Annotated in this window: 18 protein-coding genes and 2 pseudogenes; 7 read left to right on the top strand and 13 right to left on the bottom strand. The window is 64.4% G+C overall.

Going from position 1 to position 17,434, the window contains the following annotated elements; all coding sequences use genetic code 11:
• Window positions 1-20: 20 nt before the first annotated feature.
• From LW136_RS03700 to LW136_RS03650, 11 genes and pseudogenes are all read right to left on the bottom strand, one after another.
• Window positions 21-461, bottom strand: a complete 441-nt coding sequence (locus LW136_RS03700) for a c-type cytochrome (RefSeq protein WP_014819180.1) — start codon at window positions 459-461, stop codon at window positions 21-23.
• 268 nt (window positions 462-729) lie between these two features.
• Entirely contained in the window at window positions 730-1,236 is a 507-nt protein-coding gene (gene ahbB / locus LW136_RS03695; RefSeq protein ID WP_230357680.1) for a siroheme decarboxylase subunit beta, read from the bottom strand.
• Window positions 1,211-1,654: an Lrp/AsnC family transcriptional regulator gene (locus tag LW136_RS03690; protein WP_234174685.1), complete on the bottom strand. Its 444-nt coding sequence runs from the start codon at window positions 1,652-1,654 to the stop codon at window positions 1,211-1,213. Before LW136_RS03690 ends, ahbB (LW136_RS03695) begins: the two co-directional genes overlap by 26 nt.
• Window positions 1,647-2,159, bottom strand: a complete 513-nt coding sequence (ahbB, locus tag LW136_RS03685) for a siroheme decarboxylase subunit beta (RefSeq protein ID WP_014819177.1) — start codon at window positions 2,157-2,159, stop codon at window positions 1,647-1,649. The genes LW136_RS03690 and ahbB (LW136_RS03685) overlap by 8 nt, the downstream gene beginning before the upstream one ends.
• Window positions 2,156-2,614, bottom strand: coding sequence for an Lrp/AsnC family transcriptional regulator (locus LW136_RS03680; protein WP_014819176.1), 459 nt, complete (start codon window positions 2,612-2,614; stop codon window positions 2,156-2,158). Before LW136_RS03680 ends, ahbB (LW136_RS03685) begins: the two co-directional genes overlap by 4 nt.
• A gap of 1 nt (window position 2,615) precedes the next feature.
• A complete protein-coding gene (locus LW136_RS03675; RefSeq protein ID WP_014819175.1) occupies window positions 2,616-3,791 on the bottom strand; it encodes a cytochrome D1 domain-containing protein in 1,176 nt (391 codons plus the stop codon).
• Window positions 3,788-4,129 carry a c-type cytochrome gene (locus tag LW136_RS03670; RefSeq protein ID WP_023446220.1) on the bottom strand — a complete coding sequence of 114 codons (342 nt, stop codon included), beginning with the start codon at window positions 4,127-4,129 and terminating at the stop codon, window positions 3,788-3,790. Before LW136_RS03670 ends, LW136_RS03675 begins: the two co-directional genes overlap by 4 nt.
• A 17-nt stretch (window positions 4,130-4,146) precedes the next feature.
• Window positions 4,147-4,461, bottom strand: a complete 315-nt coding sequence (locus LW136_RS03665) for a c-type cytochrome (RefSeq protein ID WP_125859749.1) — start codon at window positions 4,459-4,461, stop codon at window positions 4,147-4,149.
• Window positions 4,462-4,517: 56 nt separating this feature from the next.
• Window positions 4,518-5,582, bottom strand: a pseudogene (locus LW136_RS03660) (cytochrome D1 domain-containing protein); the annotation flags it as partial.
• A 160-nt stretch (window positions 5,583-5,742) separates the two neighbouring features.
• Complete coding sequence (locus LW136_RS03655) at window positions 5,743-7,113, bottom strand: IS1182-like element ISCfr1 family transposase (RefSeq protein WP_003116647.1); 1,371 nt, start codon at window positions 7,111-7,113, stop codon at window positions 5,743-5,745.
• Window positions 7,114-7,184: 71 nt separating this feature from the next.
• Window positions 7,185-7,841 (bottom strand): annotated as a pseudogene (locus LW136_RS03650) (c-type cytochrome); the annotation flags it as partial.
• Between the two features lie 329 nt (window positions 7,842-8,170).
• Between LW136_RS03650 and LW136_RS03645 the strand changes: the two are divergent.
• From LW136_RS03645 to LW136_RS03615, 7 genes are all read left to right on the top strand, one after another.
• Window positions 8,171-8,983, top strand: a complete 813-nt coding sequence (locus LW136_RS03645; protein WP_045665495.1) for a CbbQ/NirQ/NorQ/GpvN family protein — start codon at window positions 8,171-8,173, stop codon at window positions 8,981-8,983.
• Complete coding sequence (locus LW136_RS03640) at window positions 8,967-9,554, top strand: cytochrome c oxidase subunit 3 family protein (protein WP_102832659.1); 588 nt, start codon at window positions 8,967-8,969, stop codon at window positions 9,552-9,554. Before LW136_RS03645 ends, LW136_RS03640 begins: the two co-directional genes overlap by 17 nt.
• Window positions 9,555-9,557: 3 nt before the next feature.
• Window positions 9,558-9,806: a cytochrome C oxidase subunit IV family protein gene (locus LW136_RS03635; RefSeq protein ID WP_014819169.1), complete on the top strand. Its 249-nt coding sequence runs from the start codon at window positions 9,558-9,560 to the stop codon at window positions 9,804-9,806.
• A gap of 169 nt (window positions 9,807-9,975) precedes the next feature.
• Window positions 9,976-11,157, top strand: a complete 1,182-nt coding sequence (gene nirJ / locus LW136_RS03630; RefSeq protein ID WP_042923933.1) for a heme d1 biosynthesis radical SAM protein NirJ — start codon at window positions 9,976-9,978, stop codon at window positions 11,155-11,157.
• A 70-nt stretch (window positions 11,158-11,227) separates the two neighbouring features.
• Window positions 11,228-12,064: a uroporphyrinogen-III C-methyltransferase gene (gene cobA, locus LW136_RS03625; protein ID WP_230357685.1), complete on the top strand. Its 837-nt coding sequence runs from the start codon at window positions 11,228-11,230 to the stop codon at window positions 12,062-12,064.
• Window positions 12,055-13,578, top strand: coding sequence for a nitrite reductase (locus LW136_RS03620; RefSeq protein WP_234174684.1), 1,524 nt, complete (start codon window positions 12,055-12,057; stop codon window positions 13,576-13,578). Before cobA ends, LW136_RS03620 begins: the two co-directional genes overlap by 10 nt.
• Before the next feature lie 102 nt (window positions 13,579-13,680).
• Entirely contained in the window at window positions 13,681-14,541 is an 861-nt protein-coding gene (locus LW136_RS03615; protein ID WP_013983988.1) for a LysR family transcriptional regulator, read from the top strand.
• A gap of 24 nt (window positions 14,542-14,565) precedes the next feature.
• On the opposite strand, the gene LW136_RS03610 is transcribed toward LW136_RS03615, so the two are convergent.
• Together LW136_RS03610 and ccoN are read right to left on the bottom strand one after the other, a co-directional pair.
• Window positions 14,566-15,705 carry an HPP family protein gene (locus LW136_RS03610; protein ID WP_230357686.1) on the bottom strand — a complete coding sequence of 380 codons (1,140 nt, stop codon included), beginning with the start codon at window positions 15,703-15,705 and terminating at the stop codon, window positions 14,566-14,568.
• 94 nt (window positions 15,706-15,799) lie between these two features.
• Window positions 15,800-17,242, bottom strand: a complete 1,443-nt coding sequence (gene ccoN, locus LW136_RS03605; RefSeq protein ID WP_234174683.1) for a cytochrome-c oxidase, cbb3-type subunit I — start codon at window positions 17,240-17,242, stop codon at window positions 15,800-15,802.
• Window positions 17,243-17,434: the final 192 nt, after the last annotated feature.

The raw sequence follows: 17,434 nt of genomic DNA, 5'->3' as shown, positions 1-17,434 counted from the left end.
GAAACAAAGACGTCCATCAATCAACCCTCCCTGTTTGGCGGCCAGTTGTTGGTATCGATCTTCGAAGTCCACTTGAGGAACTCCGCCATATCGTCAACTTGCTGTTCGGTCAGATTGAACTGGGGCATCGCACGACGACCGGGGGCGCCGAGTGGCTGGGCCTTCATCCAGGCGTGCAGGAAGGGCTTGAAGGCCTCTTCACCACCACGACGGACGAACACGTTGCCCAACTCCGGCGCGAAGTAGGCGCCTTCACCGAGCAGGCTGTGGCAGCCGATGCAGTTGTTGTTTTCCCAGACTGCCTTGCCGCGTACTACCGCTTCGGTCATTTCCGATTCGTTCGTGCGTTCGGGGAAAGTCTGCTCTGTGTGGTAGGTAAGACCGAGGAACACCAGGAAGAAGAACACGCTTCCTCCGAAGTAGATATTCCTGGCCATTCCTTTGGTGAAGGTCTCGGACATGGTCGCCTCCTCATGGCTTGGCGTGGCCAGTTTAAGAAGGGGGCTATCGAAACCTGCTTGATGGCAATCAAGAAAAACCTGAACGTGGCAGTAGGGCTTTCTGGAGACCCTGCAGGAGGGGCGCAAAGCCAGACGCCACGGGGCCTGCAGCGCGTTGCGGGCCACAGGCTTGCATTTTCGGCGGCGTGACCGGGGCTATATGAGTGGGCCGCGCGGCGATCGCTCGCAGGCACTGCCGACACCCTGATGGGCGCCGGCAGGCCGAGAATCAGGCGCGGCGTTGAGTCGCCAGGCGCAGGCCGGTCTTCTTCAGAATGCGGCTGGACACCAGCATCTCGTTGGCCCGGCAGGCGTTGCCCAGCAGCGCACGAATCTGGTTGCGGTAGGCCTCGATGTCACTGGCATCACGCCCATGCACCATGGCGAACAGGTTGTATGGCCAGCCCTCCTGCCGTGGTCGGCGATAGCAGTGACTGACGAAAGCCTGGGCACCGATCAGCGCGCCCAGTCGCGCGATCTCGGCATCATCGACGTCCCACACGGTCATGCCGTTGTGCCGGTAGCCGAGGCGGTAGTGGTTGGGTATCGCCGCGATACGCCGGATCGCGCCGTCCGCCTGCAGCCGCTGCAGCAGCGCCAGGGTGGCGTCGACGTCGATGCCCAGCTCCACGGCGAGCCAGGCCCAGGGATCGGCCACCAGCGGCAGCCCGGCCTCGGTCAGCTCGATCAGGCGGCGGGTCAGCCCATCGTCAGACGGGGAAGTGCAAACCGACATGGAAGGTTTCCTCTTTCGGCAGATTCAGCACCGCCAGGCCGGTCTTGGCCTCGATGCGGGCGATGCTCTCGGCGATGCCCTGCGGGGTCTCGCAACCGAGCACGAACCACATGTTCCAGCGGTGTTCGCGGCGGTAGTTGTGTGCCACTTCGGGCATCGCCTCCAGCAGCGCCGCGACCTCGTCGAAGCGCGCCTCCGGCACCGACAGCGCGGCCAGGGTGAAGGCGCCGCCAAGCCGGTCGATGTCGAACATCGGCCCGAAGCGGGTCAGCGTGCCGTCGTCGAGCAATGCCTGGACACGCTCGCGCAGGGCCTCGGACGTGCTGCCCAGCTCCTCGGCCAGCGCTTCCCAGGGGTGGCGCACCAGCGGCAGGCCATGCTGCAAACGATTGATCAACAGCCGGTCGAATTCATCCATTGGCGACCTCGAGCAGCGGCGGTGCAAAACGGCCACCGCACTGCTTGAAGGCCCGCGTGCTGAACAGCAGCTGATGCGGTACATCGCTCAGACCGTTGTCTGCCAGCAGGCGCTCGATCAGCTGGCAGACCTGCTCGCGCTCGCGGCCATGGACCATGCAGAACAGGTTGTAGGGCCACTGCGGCAGACGCCGCGGGCGCTGGTAACAGAGATTGACTCCGGCGGCCTGGCCAAGACGTCGACCGACTTCGTCGACCTGCGCGTCGGGGATGTCCATCACCAGCATGGCGTTGGCGCGAAAGCCCAGCGCGCGGTGCTTGAGCACCAGGCCGAAGCGACGGAACAGCCCTTCTTCCTGCCAGCGTTGAATCTGCTCCAGCACCCGCTCCTCGACGCTGCCGATCTGTTCTGCGAGCCGCTGGTAAGGCCGCGCGGCCAGCGGCAGCCCGCCCTCGAGCAGGCGGCGCAGCTGCAGCGCCTGCAGGTCATTGAGACAACCGGTCATGATGGATCTCCCAGCGGGAAGCCGAGGTCGATGCGAAAGGCCTGCTGCATCGGCAGGTCGAGCGGTGTCAGCCCGGTATCGGCTTCGATCTCGGCCAGCAGCCGGTCGATGTGTGGCCGATCCGGCCCGGTCAGCACGAACCAGAGATTGTAGCGATGCTCGCGCAGGTAGTTGTGGTTGACCTCGGGAAACGCATTGATGCGCGCCGCGACCTGCTCCAGCCGCGCCGCGGGCACGGCCAGCGCGACCAGGGTGCTGGCGCCGGCACGGCTGTGCTCGAACACCGGGCCGATGCGCGACAGGCCACCGCCCTCGTGCAGTTGTTCGAGACAGGCGAGCACCTCGTCCTCGCTGCAGCCAAGCTCGTCGGCCATGGCGCGGTAGGGCTCGGCGCACAGCGGCATGCCGTGCTGGTAGCGGTCGATCAGGCGGCGACTGAGGGCGTCGATGTGCATGTCACAACCCCGTCTCGTGGGCGCGGCTGCTGAAGAAGATGCCGCTCGGACTCTGCGCCGGCAGTCGCTTGAGCAGCTTCAGGGTGTAAGGGTCCCAGACCTGGATTTCCTCGCCATCGCGCACCGACAGCCAGAGCTGGTCGCCGCGGGCGGTGAACTCCATGTGCAGCACGGCCGGGCCTGGCTCCAGATCGGCGATGACCTCGTGGGTCTCGCTGTCGATGACTTGGACCTTGCCGTTGTCGGGGTGGGCGAAGTTGACCCAGATCTGCCGCGCGTCCGGTCGCGCCATGACGAAGATCGGCTGGCCGGCCACGTCGATGGCGTCGGTCTGCTGCCACTTCTCGGAATCCATCACCAGCACACGATGCTGGCCGACGGCGGGGACAAAGGTCTGGTTGCCGGCCACGGTCCAGCCTTCCAGGTGCGGCATCTTGTAGACCGGCAGTTTCTGCTGGCCGCGGCCATAGCCATCGAGAATGCGCTCGACGCCACGCTCGGGATGCCAGAGGTCGATCTTGGCCATGCCGTCCTCGCCGAACAGGCCGGCGATGTAATAGCGCCCTTCAGGAGTCAGCAGCGCATCGTAGGGTTGGCGGCCGATACCCTCGAAACGAGTGATCTGCGGCTCGTTGCCCTGGCTGAAATCCAACAGCCAGGTTTCATCGGTATCGAACAGGCTGTAGATGAAGCGCCGACCGGGCACGTCGATCACGCCGACCACCCGCGAATTGCGGCTGCCGTCGGCCAGCGGCGTCGCAGGTATGTCGGCGACCAGCTCCAGGGTCTTGGCATCGAATACCTTCACCCCGCCCGGCTCGTAGTTGCCGACCGCGATCAGCGTGCCGTCCTGGCTGATGGCGCCACCGATGCTGTTGCCACCCTGGATGACGCGACGATCGATGCGCTGGCGCAGCAGGTCAACCTTGGTCAGCCCGCCGTCGCGGCCGAATACATAGGCGTAACGCTGATCGCGGGAAAACACCACCGAGGCATGGGACAGGTCGCCCAGACCCTCGATGCGGGCGAGCTGGCTCTGGTTGCTGCTCTCGATGATCTGCAGGCTACCGGTGGCGCGCTCCACCACCACCCCGAGGTCACCGGTGCCGCGCAGCGGTTGCTGTGCACAGGCCGCGAGCAGACCGGCCGCAGCCAGCAGCAGAAAAGGACGAATCATGGCTTGGGATATCCTTCGAGCAGGCGGTCGACCAGGTAGGCGATGTCCTGCTCGTCGAGCAGGGCATTCCAGCCGGGCATGGCCGTACCGGGGCGGCCGTGGGTAACGGTGGCGATCAGACTGTCACGGGGTTTGCCGGCTAGCGCCTCGCGGGTAAGCGCGGGGCCGAGACCGCCGGTCATGCGCAGGCCATGGCAGGAGCCACAGTCCTGAAGCAGCAGATGGTCGAGCTTCGCCTGGCGTTCGGCAGTAGGTACTGCGGCCAGGGCGACGGGAATCAGAAGGAAGGACGCCAGGGCGAGCCCCAAACGCGATACTACTTGGCGGGACTGGATCATGACGTCCTCCTGGGGTGTTACTTCTGGCTAAGAACCCACTCGGCGAGGATCTTGGCTTCTTCTTCGGTTACCGGGTTTGGCGGCATCGGGATCGGACCCCATACGCCCTGGCTGCCGTTCTTGATGTGGCCGGCCAGCAGATCGGCAGCGCCGTCCTGCCCTGCGTACTTGGCGGCGACTTCCTTGAACGCCGGGCCTACCAGCTTGGCGTCGATGCTATGGCACGCGGCGCAAGGCTTGCTCTTGAACAGCGCTTCGCCGTCTTGCGCCAGCGCCGGCTGCAGGGCCAGCGCGCCGCCGAGGGCGAGCAATGGGAGCAGGATTTTTTTCATGAGTACTTCCTCAAGGCTAATCGGGGGCGGATCTTGAGGCCCACCCCCAGGTGGACTCAGTAAACGTCGTACTGAGTGTTGTGGACGTTAAATTTACCGGTTGGGGTAATCAACCTTTTGTCCTTGATCACTGTTTTGAGTTCTAGCGTCTTGTCATCCACGACAACGATAGCGGACTCCTCTTCCTGACCATTCCAGACCGAGAACCAGACTTCGTCACCCGCCTCATTGTACTCCGGCTGCACCACGCGCTGGGCGCCGCCTTTCAGGCCGGACCACTCGCCGATGGGCAGCACCTTGTAGCCGCCCTCCAGATTGCTGATGTCGAAGACCGCAGCGGACTGGCTGATCTTGGCATCCGGGTGGAAGGTGGTATCCAGATACAGGTGCTTGGACTTCGGATGGGTCTTGATGAACAGCGAACCGCCACCTTGGCCCTTCAGAGTCTCGACCACTTTCCAGGCGTTCTTCGGATGCTTGTCGGGGTCGGTGCCAATCAGCGAGATGGTCTCGTCGCCCAGGTGGCTGGTTGCCCATACCGGTCCGAATTTCGGATGCACGAAGTTGGCGCCACGGCCTGGGTGCGGAATCTTGCCGACATCGACCAGCGCGGCCATCTTGCGCTCTTTCGAGTCGATCACCGCAACTTTGTTGGAGTTGTTCGCTGCCGTCATGAAGTAGCGGTGGCTCACGTCCCAGCCGCCGTCATGCAGGAACGGCGCGGTGCCGATCATGGTGGTGGTCAGGTTGTTGATGTCTTCGTAGTTGACCAGCATGACTTTGCCGGTCTCTTTGACGTTGACGATGAACTCGGGATGTTCGTGGGAGGCGATGATCGCCGCGACGCGCGGTTCCGGGTGGTATTCCTGGGTACCGACGGTCATGCCACGGGTGGAGACGATCTGCAGCGGTTCCAGGGTTTCGCCGTCCATGATGGTGAACTGTGGCGGCCAGTAGTCGCCAGCGATCACGTACTTGTCCTCGTAGCCCTTGTACTTCGAAGTTTCAACCGAGCGGGCCTCGATGCCGACCTTGATTTCGGCGACCTTGACCGGCTCCTTACCCCACAGGTCGATCATGTCGATTTTGGCATCGCGACCGATGACCAGCAGGTAACGACCGATTCTGTTGAAAAAGTAGGTTTAGCGGCGGCCTGCCGATCAGGTGTGCCTGCTGTCGAAGTGACTGCAAGCCACTTCAGGTTGCCTTTCGGCGTTTCGCTGAGCGTCCTTGCTCAGGCCTGAGGGTTAATTTGAAGGTTTCTGCTCTCAGCAGGCGTACCTATCCCGTGAGCGGTGGCCCTTGAGGCAAAAGCTTGGCCATGCGTCGCAGGTTCTGCACCGCCGCCGCCAAAGTGAATTCGTCAGTGGCACCTGTCAGGCCGCGCAGTCGTAAACGATCGAGTTTCATGATCCGTTTGAGGTGGGCGAACAGCATCTCCACCTTCTTTCGTTCGCAGCGAGAGACGAGGTATTCCGGTGTCTTGGCGATGCGCCTGGCCACATCGCGGGCAGCCTCATGGATACTGCGGACGATCTTCCGATTCGGCGTGTTGGGGCAGCATTTCGCTTTCAGCGGACAGGTAGTGCAGTCGGTTTGGCTGGAGCGATAAATGATGGTGTTGGCCTTGGTCACCCGCGATCTTTTCTGGGTGAAGGCGCGCCACTCACTGCGTAGTGGTTTGCCGGCTGGGCAGCGGTATTCATTGGCCTCCTGGTTCCAGTGGAAGTCGTTACTGGAGAGGCTGTCGTCCTTGCGCTCAGTCTTGTCCCACACCGGCACATGCGGCTCGATGTCCTTTTCTTCGACCATCCAGGCCAGCATCGGGGCGGTGCCATAAGCGGTATCGCCGATAAGGCGTTCCGGTGTGAGATCGAACTGAGCTTTGACACGCTCGACCATCGTCCTAGTCGAATCGACTTCGGCGGTACGGTGCGCCGGGGTAGCTTCCACGTCCATGATCACACCGTGCTCAGTGTCGATCAGGTAATTCGTGGAGTAGGCAAAAAAGGCCGGCCCACCTGGCGCTGCTGTCCAACGGGACTGAGGATCTGTGAGCGAAATTTTCTTGGGAAGAGCCTCAGCCAGCGCCTCTTCATCAAGGGCTTCGAGGTACTCGCGCACTGCGCGGCTGCTGAGCTTTGGATCGTTCCAATCGACCTCATCTCCCGCTACCCCACGTTGCCGGCTGGCATCCGCCTTGATGATGCTAGCGTCGACGGCAAAACCTTCGCCCTTGACTAGGCCGGCTGCCATGCAACGCCGCAGCACCTCATTGAACAACCAGCGGAACAGATCGCTGTCACGAAAACGCCCATGGCGATTCTTCGAGAAGGTCGAGTGATTGGGGACTTCGTCTTCCAGACCCAGCCGGCAGAACCAGCGATAGGCCAGGTTCAGGTGCACCTCTTCGCACAATCGCCGCTCGGAACGAATGCCATAGCAGTAGCCGACGACCAGCATGCGCACCATCAATTCCGGGTCAATCGAGGGGCGTCCGATGGGACTATAGAAGTCCGCCAGGTAGGCGCGCAGATCACTAAGATCCAGGCACTGGTCGATGCTGCGCAGGAGGTGTTGAGCCGGGACGTGATCTTCTAGGTTGAACGAGTAGAACAGGCGCTGCTGTCCTCCCGGTAACTGCCCCATCATGCTGTTCGCCCCCACGCTCGCTGACAGAGCAATTTTGCCAACGGCATGGAGAGGCCGCTACTTTTTCAACAGAATCGACCCGAAGCGGACATGCGCGAGATATGCACCGCATAACCGGTGTCGATGGTCTTGACGATCTTCTTGCTGTCACCGTCGACGAGGGCGATCTTGCCGTCGTCACGCAGGGTGACGGAGAACAGGTTCGGCAAGTTCAGCTTGTTCATCTGCTTTTTCGGCCGATCTTCCGGCTTGACCAGCACGTTCCAGGAATTCTTCATCTCCTTCATCCCCCACTCGGGCGGGGTCGGCGGAGTGTGCTGGATGTACTTGGCCATCAGCGTGATCTGGTCCTTGGTCAGCGCGTTGGACGTCCCCCAGTTCGGCATACCGGCAGGCGAACCATAGGTGATCAGCGCTTCCAGATAGGCCTGGCCACGCTCCTGGGTGATGTCAGGCGTCAGCGGCTTGCCGGTCGCGCCCTTGCGCAGCACACCGTGGCAGCCTGCGCAGCGCTGGAAATAGATTTCCTTGGCCTGCTCGAACTCGGCGCTCGACAGATCTGGCGCACCCGGCGAATGCACAACCTGTGCACTGGCAGGATCGATGGCGGATGCCTGGCCCTTGTAGGCCGCTTCGGCCTTCTCTTCCGGATTGTCCTGTGCCTGGGCGATGCCCAGAGCGAGCATCGAAAGGCCGGCGATGACGCCTGCCAGTAGTGGTTTGCTCATACGGTTTCTCCTCTGAATCGCCTCGTGCGATTCCTGCTAGTGACGGCGGTGCGGCAGTTCCCGGGTACTTGTTTGGTGCGATTGCATCCTAGGAGAGGCCGATTCGCGAAGCGCTTGACGGCAATCAAGAGAGCCTTCGGCACCCCCTGAGCGTGACGCCTTGTCGCGGGCGCAATGGGCCGAAACGTCTGGAATCGGCTTCGATTGGTCGGCATCAGGTGCGGGACTTGATCGCAATCAAGCTTTGCCGGCGGATGGCTTGAGAGGGGTCGGTGGGGCCGGTAGCTTGGCGATGGAAATAACCAACTGCTGCCGTGAGGTACTTGCCTGTGAATGCGATTGAAATCCCGACTGCCGCCGGCACGCCTGACGCGCCCTTCTACCAACCGCTGGGCAACGAGGAGCAGCTGTTCCAGCAGGCCTGGCAGCACGGCATGCCGGTGCTGATCAAGGGCCCGACCGGCTGCGGCAAGACCCGCTTCGTGCAGCACATGGCGCATCGGCTGAATCTGCCGCTGTACACCGTGGCCTGCCATGACGACCTCTCCGCCGCCGACCTGGTCGGTCGTCACCTGATCGGCGCCCAGGGCACCTGGTGGCAGGACGGCCCGCTGACCCGTGCGGTACGCGAAGGCGGCATCTGCTATCTGGACGAAGTGGTCGAGGCGCGGCAGGACACCGCCGTGGTACTGCACCCGCTGGCCGACGACCGCCGCGAGCTGTTCATCGAGCGCACCGGCGAGGCGCTCAAGGCGCCGCCGGGCTTCATGCTGGTGGTGTCCTACAACCCCGGTTACCAGAACCTGCTCAAGGGCATGAAGCCAAGTACGCGCCAACGCTTCGTGGCGATGCGCTTCGATTACCCGCCGGCCGCCGAGGAGGTGCGCATCGTCGCCAACGAGGCGCAGGTGGATGACGAACTCGCCGCCCAGGTGGTCAAGCTCGGCCAAGCGCTGCGCCGGTTGGAGCAGCATGATCTGGAGGAAATTGCCTCGACCCGCCTGCTGATCTTCACCGCGCGGATGATTCGCTCCGGCATGACGCCGCGTCAGGCCTGCCTGGCCTGCCTCGCCGAGCCGCTGTCGGATGATCCGCAAACGGTCGCCGCGCTGATGGATGTGGTCGATGTCCACTTCGCCTGAAGCCACCAGCCAACTGTCCCGGCGCCTGCCGGGTGACTTGGCGATGTGGTTCTTCATCCTCGCCGAGCTGACCGTCTTCGCCATCCTGATCTTGGCGTTCGCCGCCACGCAGATGCTCAATCCGCAGCTGTTCAGCGAGAGCCGCGCAGCGCTGGACAGCTCCATCGGCCTGGCGCTGACCCTGAGCCTGCTGACCTCAGGCCTGTTCGCCGCCCTGGCGGTGGAACAGGTGCGCGAGGCCCGGTCCGGGCGCGCGATGCTGTTGCTGCTCGCCGCGCTGGGCTCGTCCTGCGTCTACGTGGTGCTCAAGCTCAACGAGTACAGCCACCTGGCCGGGCTCGGCCTGGGCATGGAACACAACACCTTCTTCACCCTGTACTGGATTCTGACCGGCTTTCATTTCCTGCATGTGCTGCTGGGCATGGTGATCCTCGGCTGGCTGGCTATGCGCTGCCGCCGCGGTGCCTACGGGCCGGACGAGCACAGCGGCCTGGAGTCCGGAGTGCTCTACTGGCACATGGTGGATATGGTCTGGGTGCTGCTGTTCCCGCTGGTCTACGTGCTGAGGTAAGTCATGTCTGCTTCGAAGATTCTGGTGGCCTGCTGGCTCGGTCTGGCACTGCTGTCGGTTTCCACCGTGCTGCTGGGTAATGCCGGCGCCACGCTGGCATTGGCTGGTGCCGTTCTGCTCACGGCGTTCGGCAAGGCCTGGCTGATCACCGACGGTTTCATGGAGCTGCGCCACGCTCCGCGGGCGTGGCGTCTGCTGCTGCTCGCCTGGCCGCTGGTACTGGTGCTCGGCGTGCTGCTGACCCTGCTCTGACCAACGGTACACCGCCGCAAGAAGCTGACGATGCGGTCAGCCACGCCCCGCGACTTTTATTGTTTCCGATCAAGGCCAGCCCTACCCCGCTCGTTGATCCTGCTGCTCAAGGAACGGGCGCCCGAGACGGCGCGCCCGGTGAGATACGCTGCCGAAGCGGAGCCGCCCCATGTTGAGAATCAGCCATTACCTGCGCGCCCTGGCCCAACCGGCCACCAAGGTGCTCGGTGCCCGCAGCGCCAGCGGCAAGCGCCCACCCGTGGTGATCTGGAACCTGCTCAGGCGCTGCAACCTGACCTGCAAGCACTGTTACGCGACCTCCGCCGACAGCGAGTTCCGCGACGAATTGGATACCGCCGAGGCGCTGAAGGTGATCGACGATCTGCACGAGGCCGGTGTGCGCGTGCTGATCCTCTCCGGCGGAGAGCCGCTGCTGCGGGCCGACATCTTCCAGCTGGCCGACTACGCCCGTGACAAGGGTTTCTTCGTTGCACTGTCCACCAACGGCACGCTGATCGACGAGAGCAACATCGAGCGTATCGCCGCGGCGCAGTTCGACTACGTGGGCATCAGCATCGACGGCCTGGAGGCGGTGCATGACGAATGGCGCCAGCTCAAGGGCAGCTTCGCCGCGTCCATGCACGCCATCGACCTGTGCCGCCAGCGCGACATCCGCGTCGGCCTGCGCACTACCCTGACGCAGAACAACTACCCGCAGCTACCGGCACTGCTGGCGCTGATGCGCGAACACGACGTGCAGAAGTTCTACCTCTCGCACCTCAACTACAGCGGCCGCGGCAAGCGCAGCAGCAAGGCCGACGCCCATCACCAGATGACCCGCGACGCCATGCGTCAGCTCTTCGAGCAGGCCTGGGACGACGTCCAGCACGGCCGCGAGACCGATTTCGTCAGCGGTAACAACGACGCCGACGCGGTCCTGCTGCTGCAGTGGGTCGAGGAGCGCCTGCCTGAGCATCGCGACCGCCTGGAAGGCATGCTGCGCGCATGGGGCGGCAACGCCTCCGGCAGCGGCATCGCCAACATCGACAACATCGGCGACGTGCACCCGGACACCTACTGGTGGCAGCACACCGTCGGCAACGTGCGCCGCCAGCGCTTCAGCGACATCTGGCTGAACGAGCCGGCGCCGCTGCTGCAGGAGCTGCGCCAGCATCCGCGCGCGGTCGGCGGTCGCTGTGCCGACTGCCGCTGGCTGGCGATCTGCAACGGCAACACCCGTACCCGCGCCTGGGCGCAGGGCGATCTGTGGGCCGAAGACCCGGGCTGCTACCTCTCCGACGAGGAGATCGGCCTGCCCGCCGCCGAGCGCATTCCCAGCATCGCCATCTGACCGATCAAGCGGCCGACCAAGCGCCGCAGCAACGCACTCCGTAAGCCCGATGAGAATTCAGGAGCACCGCATGGACCAGCCACTCACACTTCCCGCCTCGCTGAGCGCGGCGTTCGCCCCGGGCGAGGTCGCTCTGGTCGGTGCCGGTCCGGGCGATCCCGGGCTGCTCACCTTGCGCGCCTGGAGCCTGCTGCAACAGGCCGACGCGGTGGTCTACGACCGCCTGGTCAGCGACGGCCTGATGGCCCTGCTGCCTACCGCCTGCAGTCGCCATTACGTCGGCAAGACCAGCGGCTACCACAGCCTGCCGCAACCGGAGATCAACCAGCTGCTGGCCGACCTGGCCCTGCAGAACAAGCGCGTGGTACGACTCAAGGGCGGCGACCCGTTCATCTTCGGTCGCGGCGCCGAGGAGCTCGAATTCCTTCTGCAGCGCGGCATCGACTGCCAGGTGGTGCCAGGCATCACCGCCGCGGCCGGTTGCAGCGCCTACGCCGGCATCCCGCTGACCCATCGCGACCTGGCGCATTCCTGCCAGTTCATCACCGGCCACCTGCAGAGCAACGGCGAACTGCACCTGCCGTGGGAAGCACTGGCACAGGGCGGCCAGACCCTGGTGTTCTACATGGGCCTGGCCAGCCTCGGCGAGATCTCGCGCAACCTGATCGCCGCCGGCCTGCCGGTGGATACCCCCGCCGCGCTGATCGGCAACGGCACCCGCGAGAACCAGCAGGTGGTGCGCTGCACGCTGCGCCAGCTGCCGAGCATGGCCGACGAGCAGCACCTCACGCCGCCGACCCTGACCGTCATCGGCCGGGTGGTCGGCCTGTTCGCCGAGCGCCAGGTCCAGCACCCGGCGCGGCTGCACGGTGATCCAGCCCCGCAAACGGAGGCCTTATGCAACTGATACCCGCCCTGCTGCTGGCCGCCGCGCTGCCGGCGGCCACCTTCGTTGCCCTCGACCTGGCCATTCCGCGGGCTGCCGCGGCGACCCAGCCAGCCGACAGTCAGGCGCTGTACGAACAGCACTGTCAGAGCTGCCACGGCGTCAATCGTCTCGGCGGCGCCGGCCCGGCGCTGTTGCCGGAAAGCCTCAGCCGCATCAAGCCGGCCGAAGCCCAGGCGGTGATTCGCGACGGCCGTCCGGCGAGCCAGATGGCCGCCTATTCCCACGTGCTTAACGAAGCGCAGATCACCGGCCTGGTCGACTACCTCTACCAGCCCTCTGCCGTGCCGCCCACTTGGAACGACGCCGACATCCGCGCCAGCCACCGCATTTTCAAGGACCTCGCCACGCTGCCAACGACCCCGCAGCACGGCGCCGACCCGCTCAACCTGTTCGTCGTGGTGGAAGCCGGCAATCACCACGTCCGCGTGCTGGACGGCGATCGTTTCGAGGAATTGGCGAACTTCCAGTCGCACTTCGCCCTGCACGGCGGGCCGAAGTTCTCGCCGGATGGCCGCTTCGTCTACTTTGCCTCCCGCGACGGCTGGGTCAGCGTCTACGACTTGCACAACCTGAGCATGATCGCCGAGGTCCGCGCCGGGCTGAACACGCGCAACCTGGCGGTGAGCAACGACGGCCGGTGGGTGCTGGTGGGCAACTACCTGCCGGGCAATCTGGTGCTGCTCGATGCGCGCGACCTGTCGCTGGTCAAGCACATCCCCGCGGTCGGCCAGGATGGCACGCCGTCGCGGGTCAGCGCCGTGTACACCGCACCACCGCGCGACAGCTTCGTGGTCGCGCTGAAGGACGTGAAAGAGGCCTGGGAGCTCTCCTACGCCGGCGAGCCGACCTTCGAACCGCGGCGCATCGAGGCCGCCGACTTCCTCGACGACTTCTCCTTCACCCCCGACTACCGCCACCTGCTGGCCACCTCGCGCAAGGCCCACGGCGGCCAGGTGATCGACCTGGATACCGGTAAGGCGGTCACCGACATCCCGCTGCCGGGCATGCCGCACCTGGGCTCGGGCATCTATTGGAAACGCGACGGCAAGTGGGTGTTCGCCACGCCCAACGTCAGCAAGGGGCTGATCTCGGTGCTCGATCTGCAAACCTGGAAGCTGATCAAGGAGATTCCCACCGAAGGCCCGGGCTTCTTCATGCGCAGCCAGGCCAACTCGCCCTACGCCTGGACCGACGTATTCTTCGGCCCGAACAACGACGCCGTGCACCTGATCGACAAACAGACCCTGGAAGTCGCCCACACCCTGCGCCCGATGCCGGGCAAGAACGCCGCCCACGTCGAATTCACCAACGACGGCCGCTACGCCCTGCTCAGCGTCTGGGACACCGACGGCGCCCTCCTCGTCTACGACGCCAACACGCTGGAGGAGGTCAAACGCATCCCGATGAACAAGCCCTCCGGCAAGTACAACGTCGGCAACAAGATCGAATTCGCCGAAGGCACTTCGCACTGATCGTGAGCGGATCGCCCACCGATTCAAGGTGGGCGCCCCCACGACGGTCACAACCCCCTACAATCATCGGTTCCGTCACGTTCACTGCATTTAAGGTCGACCATGGATATTGATCTCGCCCGCACCTTTCTCGAGATCATTCGCAGCGGCAGCTTCATCGCCACGGCCGAGCGCCTGCACATCACCCAGACGGCCGTCACCGCGCGCATACAGAACCTGGAAAACCAGCTGAGCTGCCGGCTGTTCGTGCGCAATCGCGCCGGGGCGCGGCTGACGGCCGATGGCGAGCGCTTTGCCGCCTATGCCCGCCAGCTGGTGCAGACCTGGGAGGCCGCGCGGCGCGACCTGCCGCTGCCACGGGGTTATGGCGAACTGCTCACGCTCGGCGCCGAGGTGAGCCTGTGCAACCCGCTGATGCTGGCCTGGGTCCAGCGGCTGCGGCAAGCGCTGCCGGGCCACGCCGTGCGACTGGAAGTGGGCAGCGGCGAAGAGCTGCAGAAGAAGCTCGACCTCGGCGTGCTCGACGCCGCGCTGGTACACCAGCCGGAGTACCTGCCCGGTCTGCAGGTCGAACAGCTGCTGGAGGAAAAGCTGATCCAGGTGGTGCAGGCGCAGAATCCAACGCCGTATCTGTACGTGGATTGGGGGCCGGCATTTCGCAAGCAGCATAACCAGGCGCTGCCCGAATACACCCGCGCCGCGCTGTCATTCAGCCTCGGGCCGCTGGCCTTGCAGTATCTGGTGCAATGCGGCGGCCGCGGCTACTTTCGCACCCGCGTGGTCCAGCGCTATCTGGAAGAAGGGCTTCTCAAGCGAGTGGAGCAGGCGCCGGAGTTCAGCTATCCGGTCTACCTGGTGCATGCACGCGCCAGCGAATCGCCCGCGTTGCTCAAGGCCATCGAACTGCTGCGCGAAGTAGCCCTCGACGATTACGACTGGTCCCGCTGGTACTACGATATCTGAGCGTCGCGCCGGACTCGTGGCCGCTCAGTCCGGCAGCTGCTTGAGCCAGTTGCGGTACAGCGCGGCGATCAGATCCGTCTGGGTAATCATGCCGACCAGGCGCTGTTGCGCATCGACCACCGGCAGGCAGTGCAGGCCGCGATCCGAGAGTAGATAAACCAGTTCGACCATGTGCGTATCGGCGGTCACCGAGACTACTGGCGAACTCATGATCGCGCGTAGCTTGGTGCCGCGCAGGAAGTTCAGCTGACCGAAACTGAGCCGCCCCGGCCGCGGGTGGAAGTGCTTGAGCAGGTCCACCTGGGTGACGATGCCGACCAGCCGATGGTCGTCGCCCTGCACCACCGGCAGCGAGCGCAGCCGGTGCACCTGCAGGGTCTGCCAGGCCTGCTCGATGAAGGTATCCGGCGTGTGCCAGTACAGATCGCGTGACATCACGTGCGCCGCGGTGATCTCGCCCATGCTGCGCCGCAGGGCGTGCTTCTCGGTCTGCTTGATCAGTCGTTCGAGGTCGTCACGGGTGACGTCGACATACTCGCCGAATTCCTGCAGCGCCCGGTCAACGTCGTCATGGGTGAAGCTCATGCGCTCGCCCGGCGGCAGGTCGCGGGTGTGATGACTGTTCTCGCGGCTCAGCCGCGGCTTCGGATAGGGATGCCCGGTCAGGTTGTTGTAGACCAGCGCGACCGTCACCAGGAGCGCCGAATAGAACAGCACTGGCCCGACCAGCGCGTAACCCAGCTGATGCAGCTCCGGGCTGCCCACCGCCGCCACCAGCGCCAGCGCGATGCTCGGCGGATGCAGGCAGCGCAGATAGAACAGACAGAGCAGCGACAGGCAAGCCGCCAGCGCCAGCGAGGCGATACTGGGCAAGCCGCTCATGCCCAGACTGATGCCGATCAGCGCCGCCAGCAGATTGCCAACCAGAACCGCCCATGGCTGGGCAAACGGGCTGGACGAGGCGACGAACACCAGCACCGCCGAGGCGCCGGCTGGCCCCATGATCTGCAGGGTCAGCGAACTGCCGACCAGCAGATAGCCGCTGCAGAACACCAGCGGCATGACGATGGCGACACCGAGGGCGGCGCGCAGCCACTCTTTCGGCGAGGCATTCAACGGGACGGGGAGGAACGAGCGAATCCAGAGAGAGAAAGAGTCGTGCATTGGTCCTGCTTGGGTCGAAATCAGAGACGCCGCCCGGCGGGCGGTGGAGCGGTCCGTCCGCGGACCTGTTTTGAGCGAGTAGCTACCTGGGCGTTCAGCCGGCCAGCAGCGGCGACGCCTGCGCGACCCGCTCGTCACGGCTGCGGCGCACGGTCAGCCAGGTGTTCAATGCCATCAGCAGCATGCCGCAGGCGAAAATGCCGCCGCCGGCCATGCGCACGATGTAGCCGGGATGGCTGGCTTCCAGCGCCTCGATGAAGGAGTAGGTCAGCGTGCCGTCTTCGTTGACCGCGCGCCACATCAAGCCCTGGGTGATGCCGTTGACCCACATCGAGGCGATGTAGAGCACGGTGCCGATGGTCGCCAGCCAGAAGTGCGCGTTGATCAGGCCGATGCTGTGCATCTGCTCGCGCCCCCACAGCCGTGGAATCAGGTGGTACAGCGAGCCGATGGAGATCATCGCCACCCAGCCCAGCGCCCCGGCGTGTACGTGGCCGATGGTCCAGTCGGTGTAGTGCGACAGCGCGTTGACCGTCTTGATCGCCATCATCGGGCCTTCGAAGGTCGACATGCCGTAGAACGCCAGGGAGACCACCAGAAAGCGCAGGATCGGATCAGTGCGCAACTTATGCCAGGCACCGGAGAGGGTCATCATGCCGTTGATCATGCCGCCCCAGCTCGGCGCCAGCAGGATGATCGACATCACCATGCCGAGGCTCTGCGCCCAATCCGGCAGCGCGGTGTAGTGCAGGTGGTGCGGGCCGGCCCAGATGTAGATCGAGATGATCGCCCAGAAGTGCACGATGGACAGGCGGTACGAGTAGATCGGCCGCCCGGCCTGCTTGGGCACGAAGTAGTACATCATGCCGAGAAAGCCGACCGAGAGAATGAAGCCCACCACGCTGTGCCCGTACCACCACTGCACCATCGCATCGGTGGCGCCCGAATACAGCGAGTAGGACTTGAGCGGCCCTACCGGCACCAGCGCGTGGTTGATGATGTGCACCATGCCGGTGACGATGATGAAGGCGCCGAAAAACCAGTTGCCGACATAGATGTGCCGGATGCGCCGGCGGGCGATGGTGCCGAAGAACAGATAGGCGTAGAGCACCCAGATCAGCGTCACCCAGAGTGCGATCGGCCACTCCATCTCGGCGTATTCCTTGGACGTGGTGTAGCCCAGCGCGTAGCTGATCGGCATTGCCACGCAGGCTGCCTGCCAGCCCCAGAAAACCAGCGCCGCCAGCCGATCGGAGATCAGCCGGGCATGACTGGTGCGCTGAACGATGTAGAAGGACGAGGCGAACAACGCGCCGCCACCGAAGGCGAAGATCACCAGATTGGTGTGGATCGGTCGCAGCCGGCCGAAGCTGGTCCAGGGCAGGTCGAAGTTCAGCTGCGGCCACACCAGCTGAGCAGCGATGAAGACGCCGAGGCCCATGCCGAGCACACCCCAGACCAGCGTCATCAGGGTGAACTGGCGCACCACGTGGTAGTTGTAGGCAATCGGTTCGGGACTGTTGTGCAGTTCGCTCATGCTCGCCAGGCGGCCGACGCGGGCGCCAGGGAACGAACATCGATATCTGCCAGCGCAAGCGCTGGCAATGGTCGACGGACCGGCACGCCGCATCCGCTCGCCGCTCCTCCTGGGATCGGTTCATATCGAGCGCGGTGGATTGCCGCGCAGACGGAATGCGTGCGCATTGTCTGCGGCGTTTTAAATGTTATC

The sequence above is a fragment of the Stutzerimonas kunmingensis genome (assembly GCF_021432085.1).
Classification (GTDB): domain Bacteria; phylum Pseudomonadota; class Gammaproteobacteria; order Pseudomonadales; family Pseudomonadaceae; genus Stutzerimonas.
The sequence above is the reverse complement of the archived record's forward strand: the minus strand, read 5'-3'. Positions and strand labels throughout refer to the sequence as shown.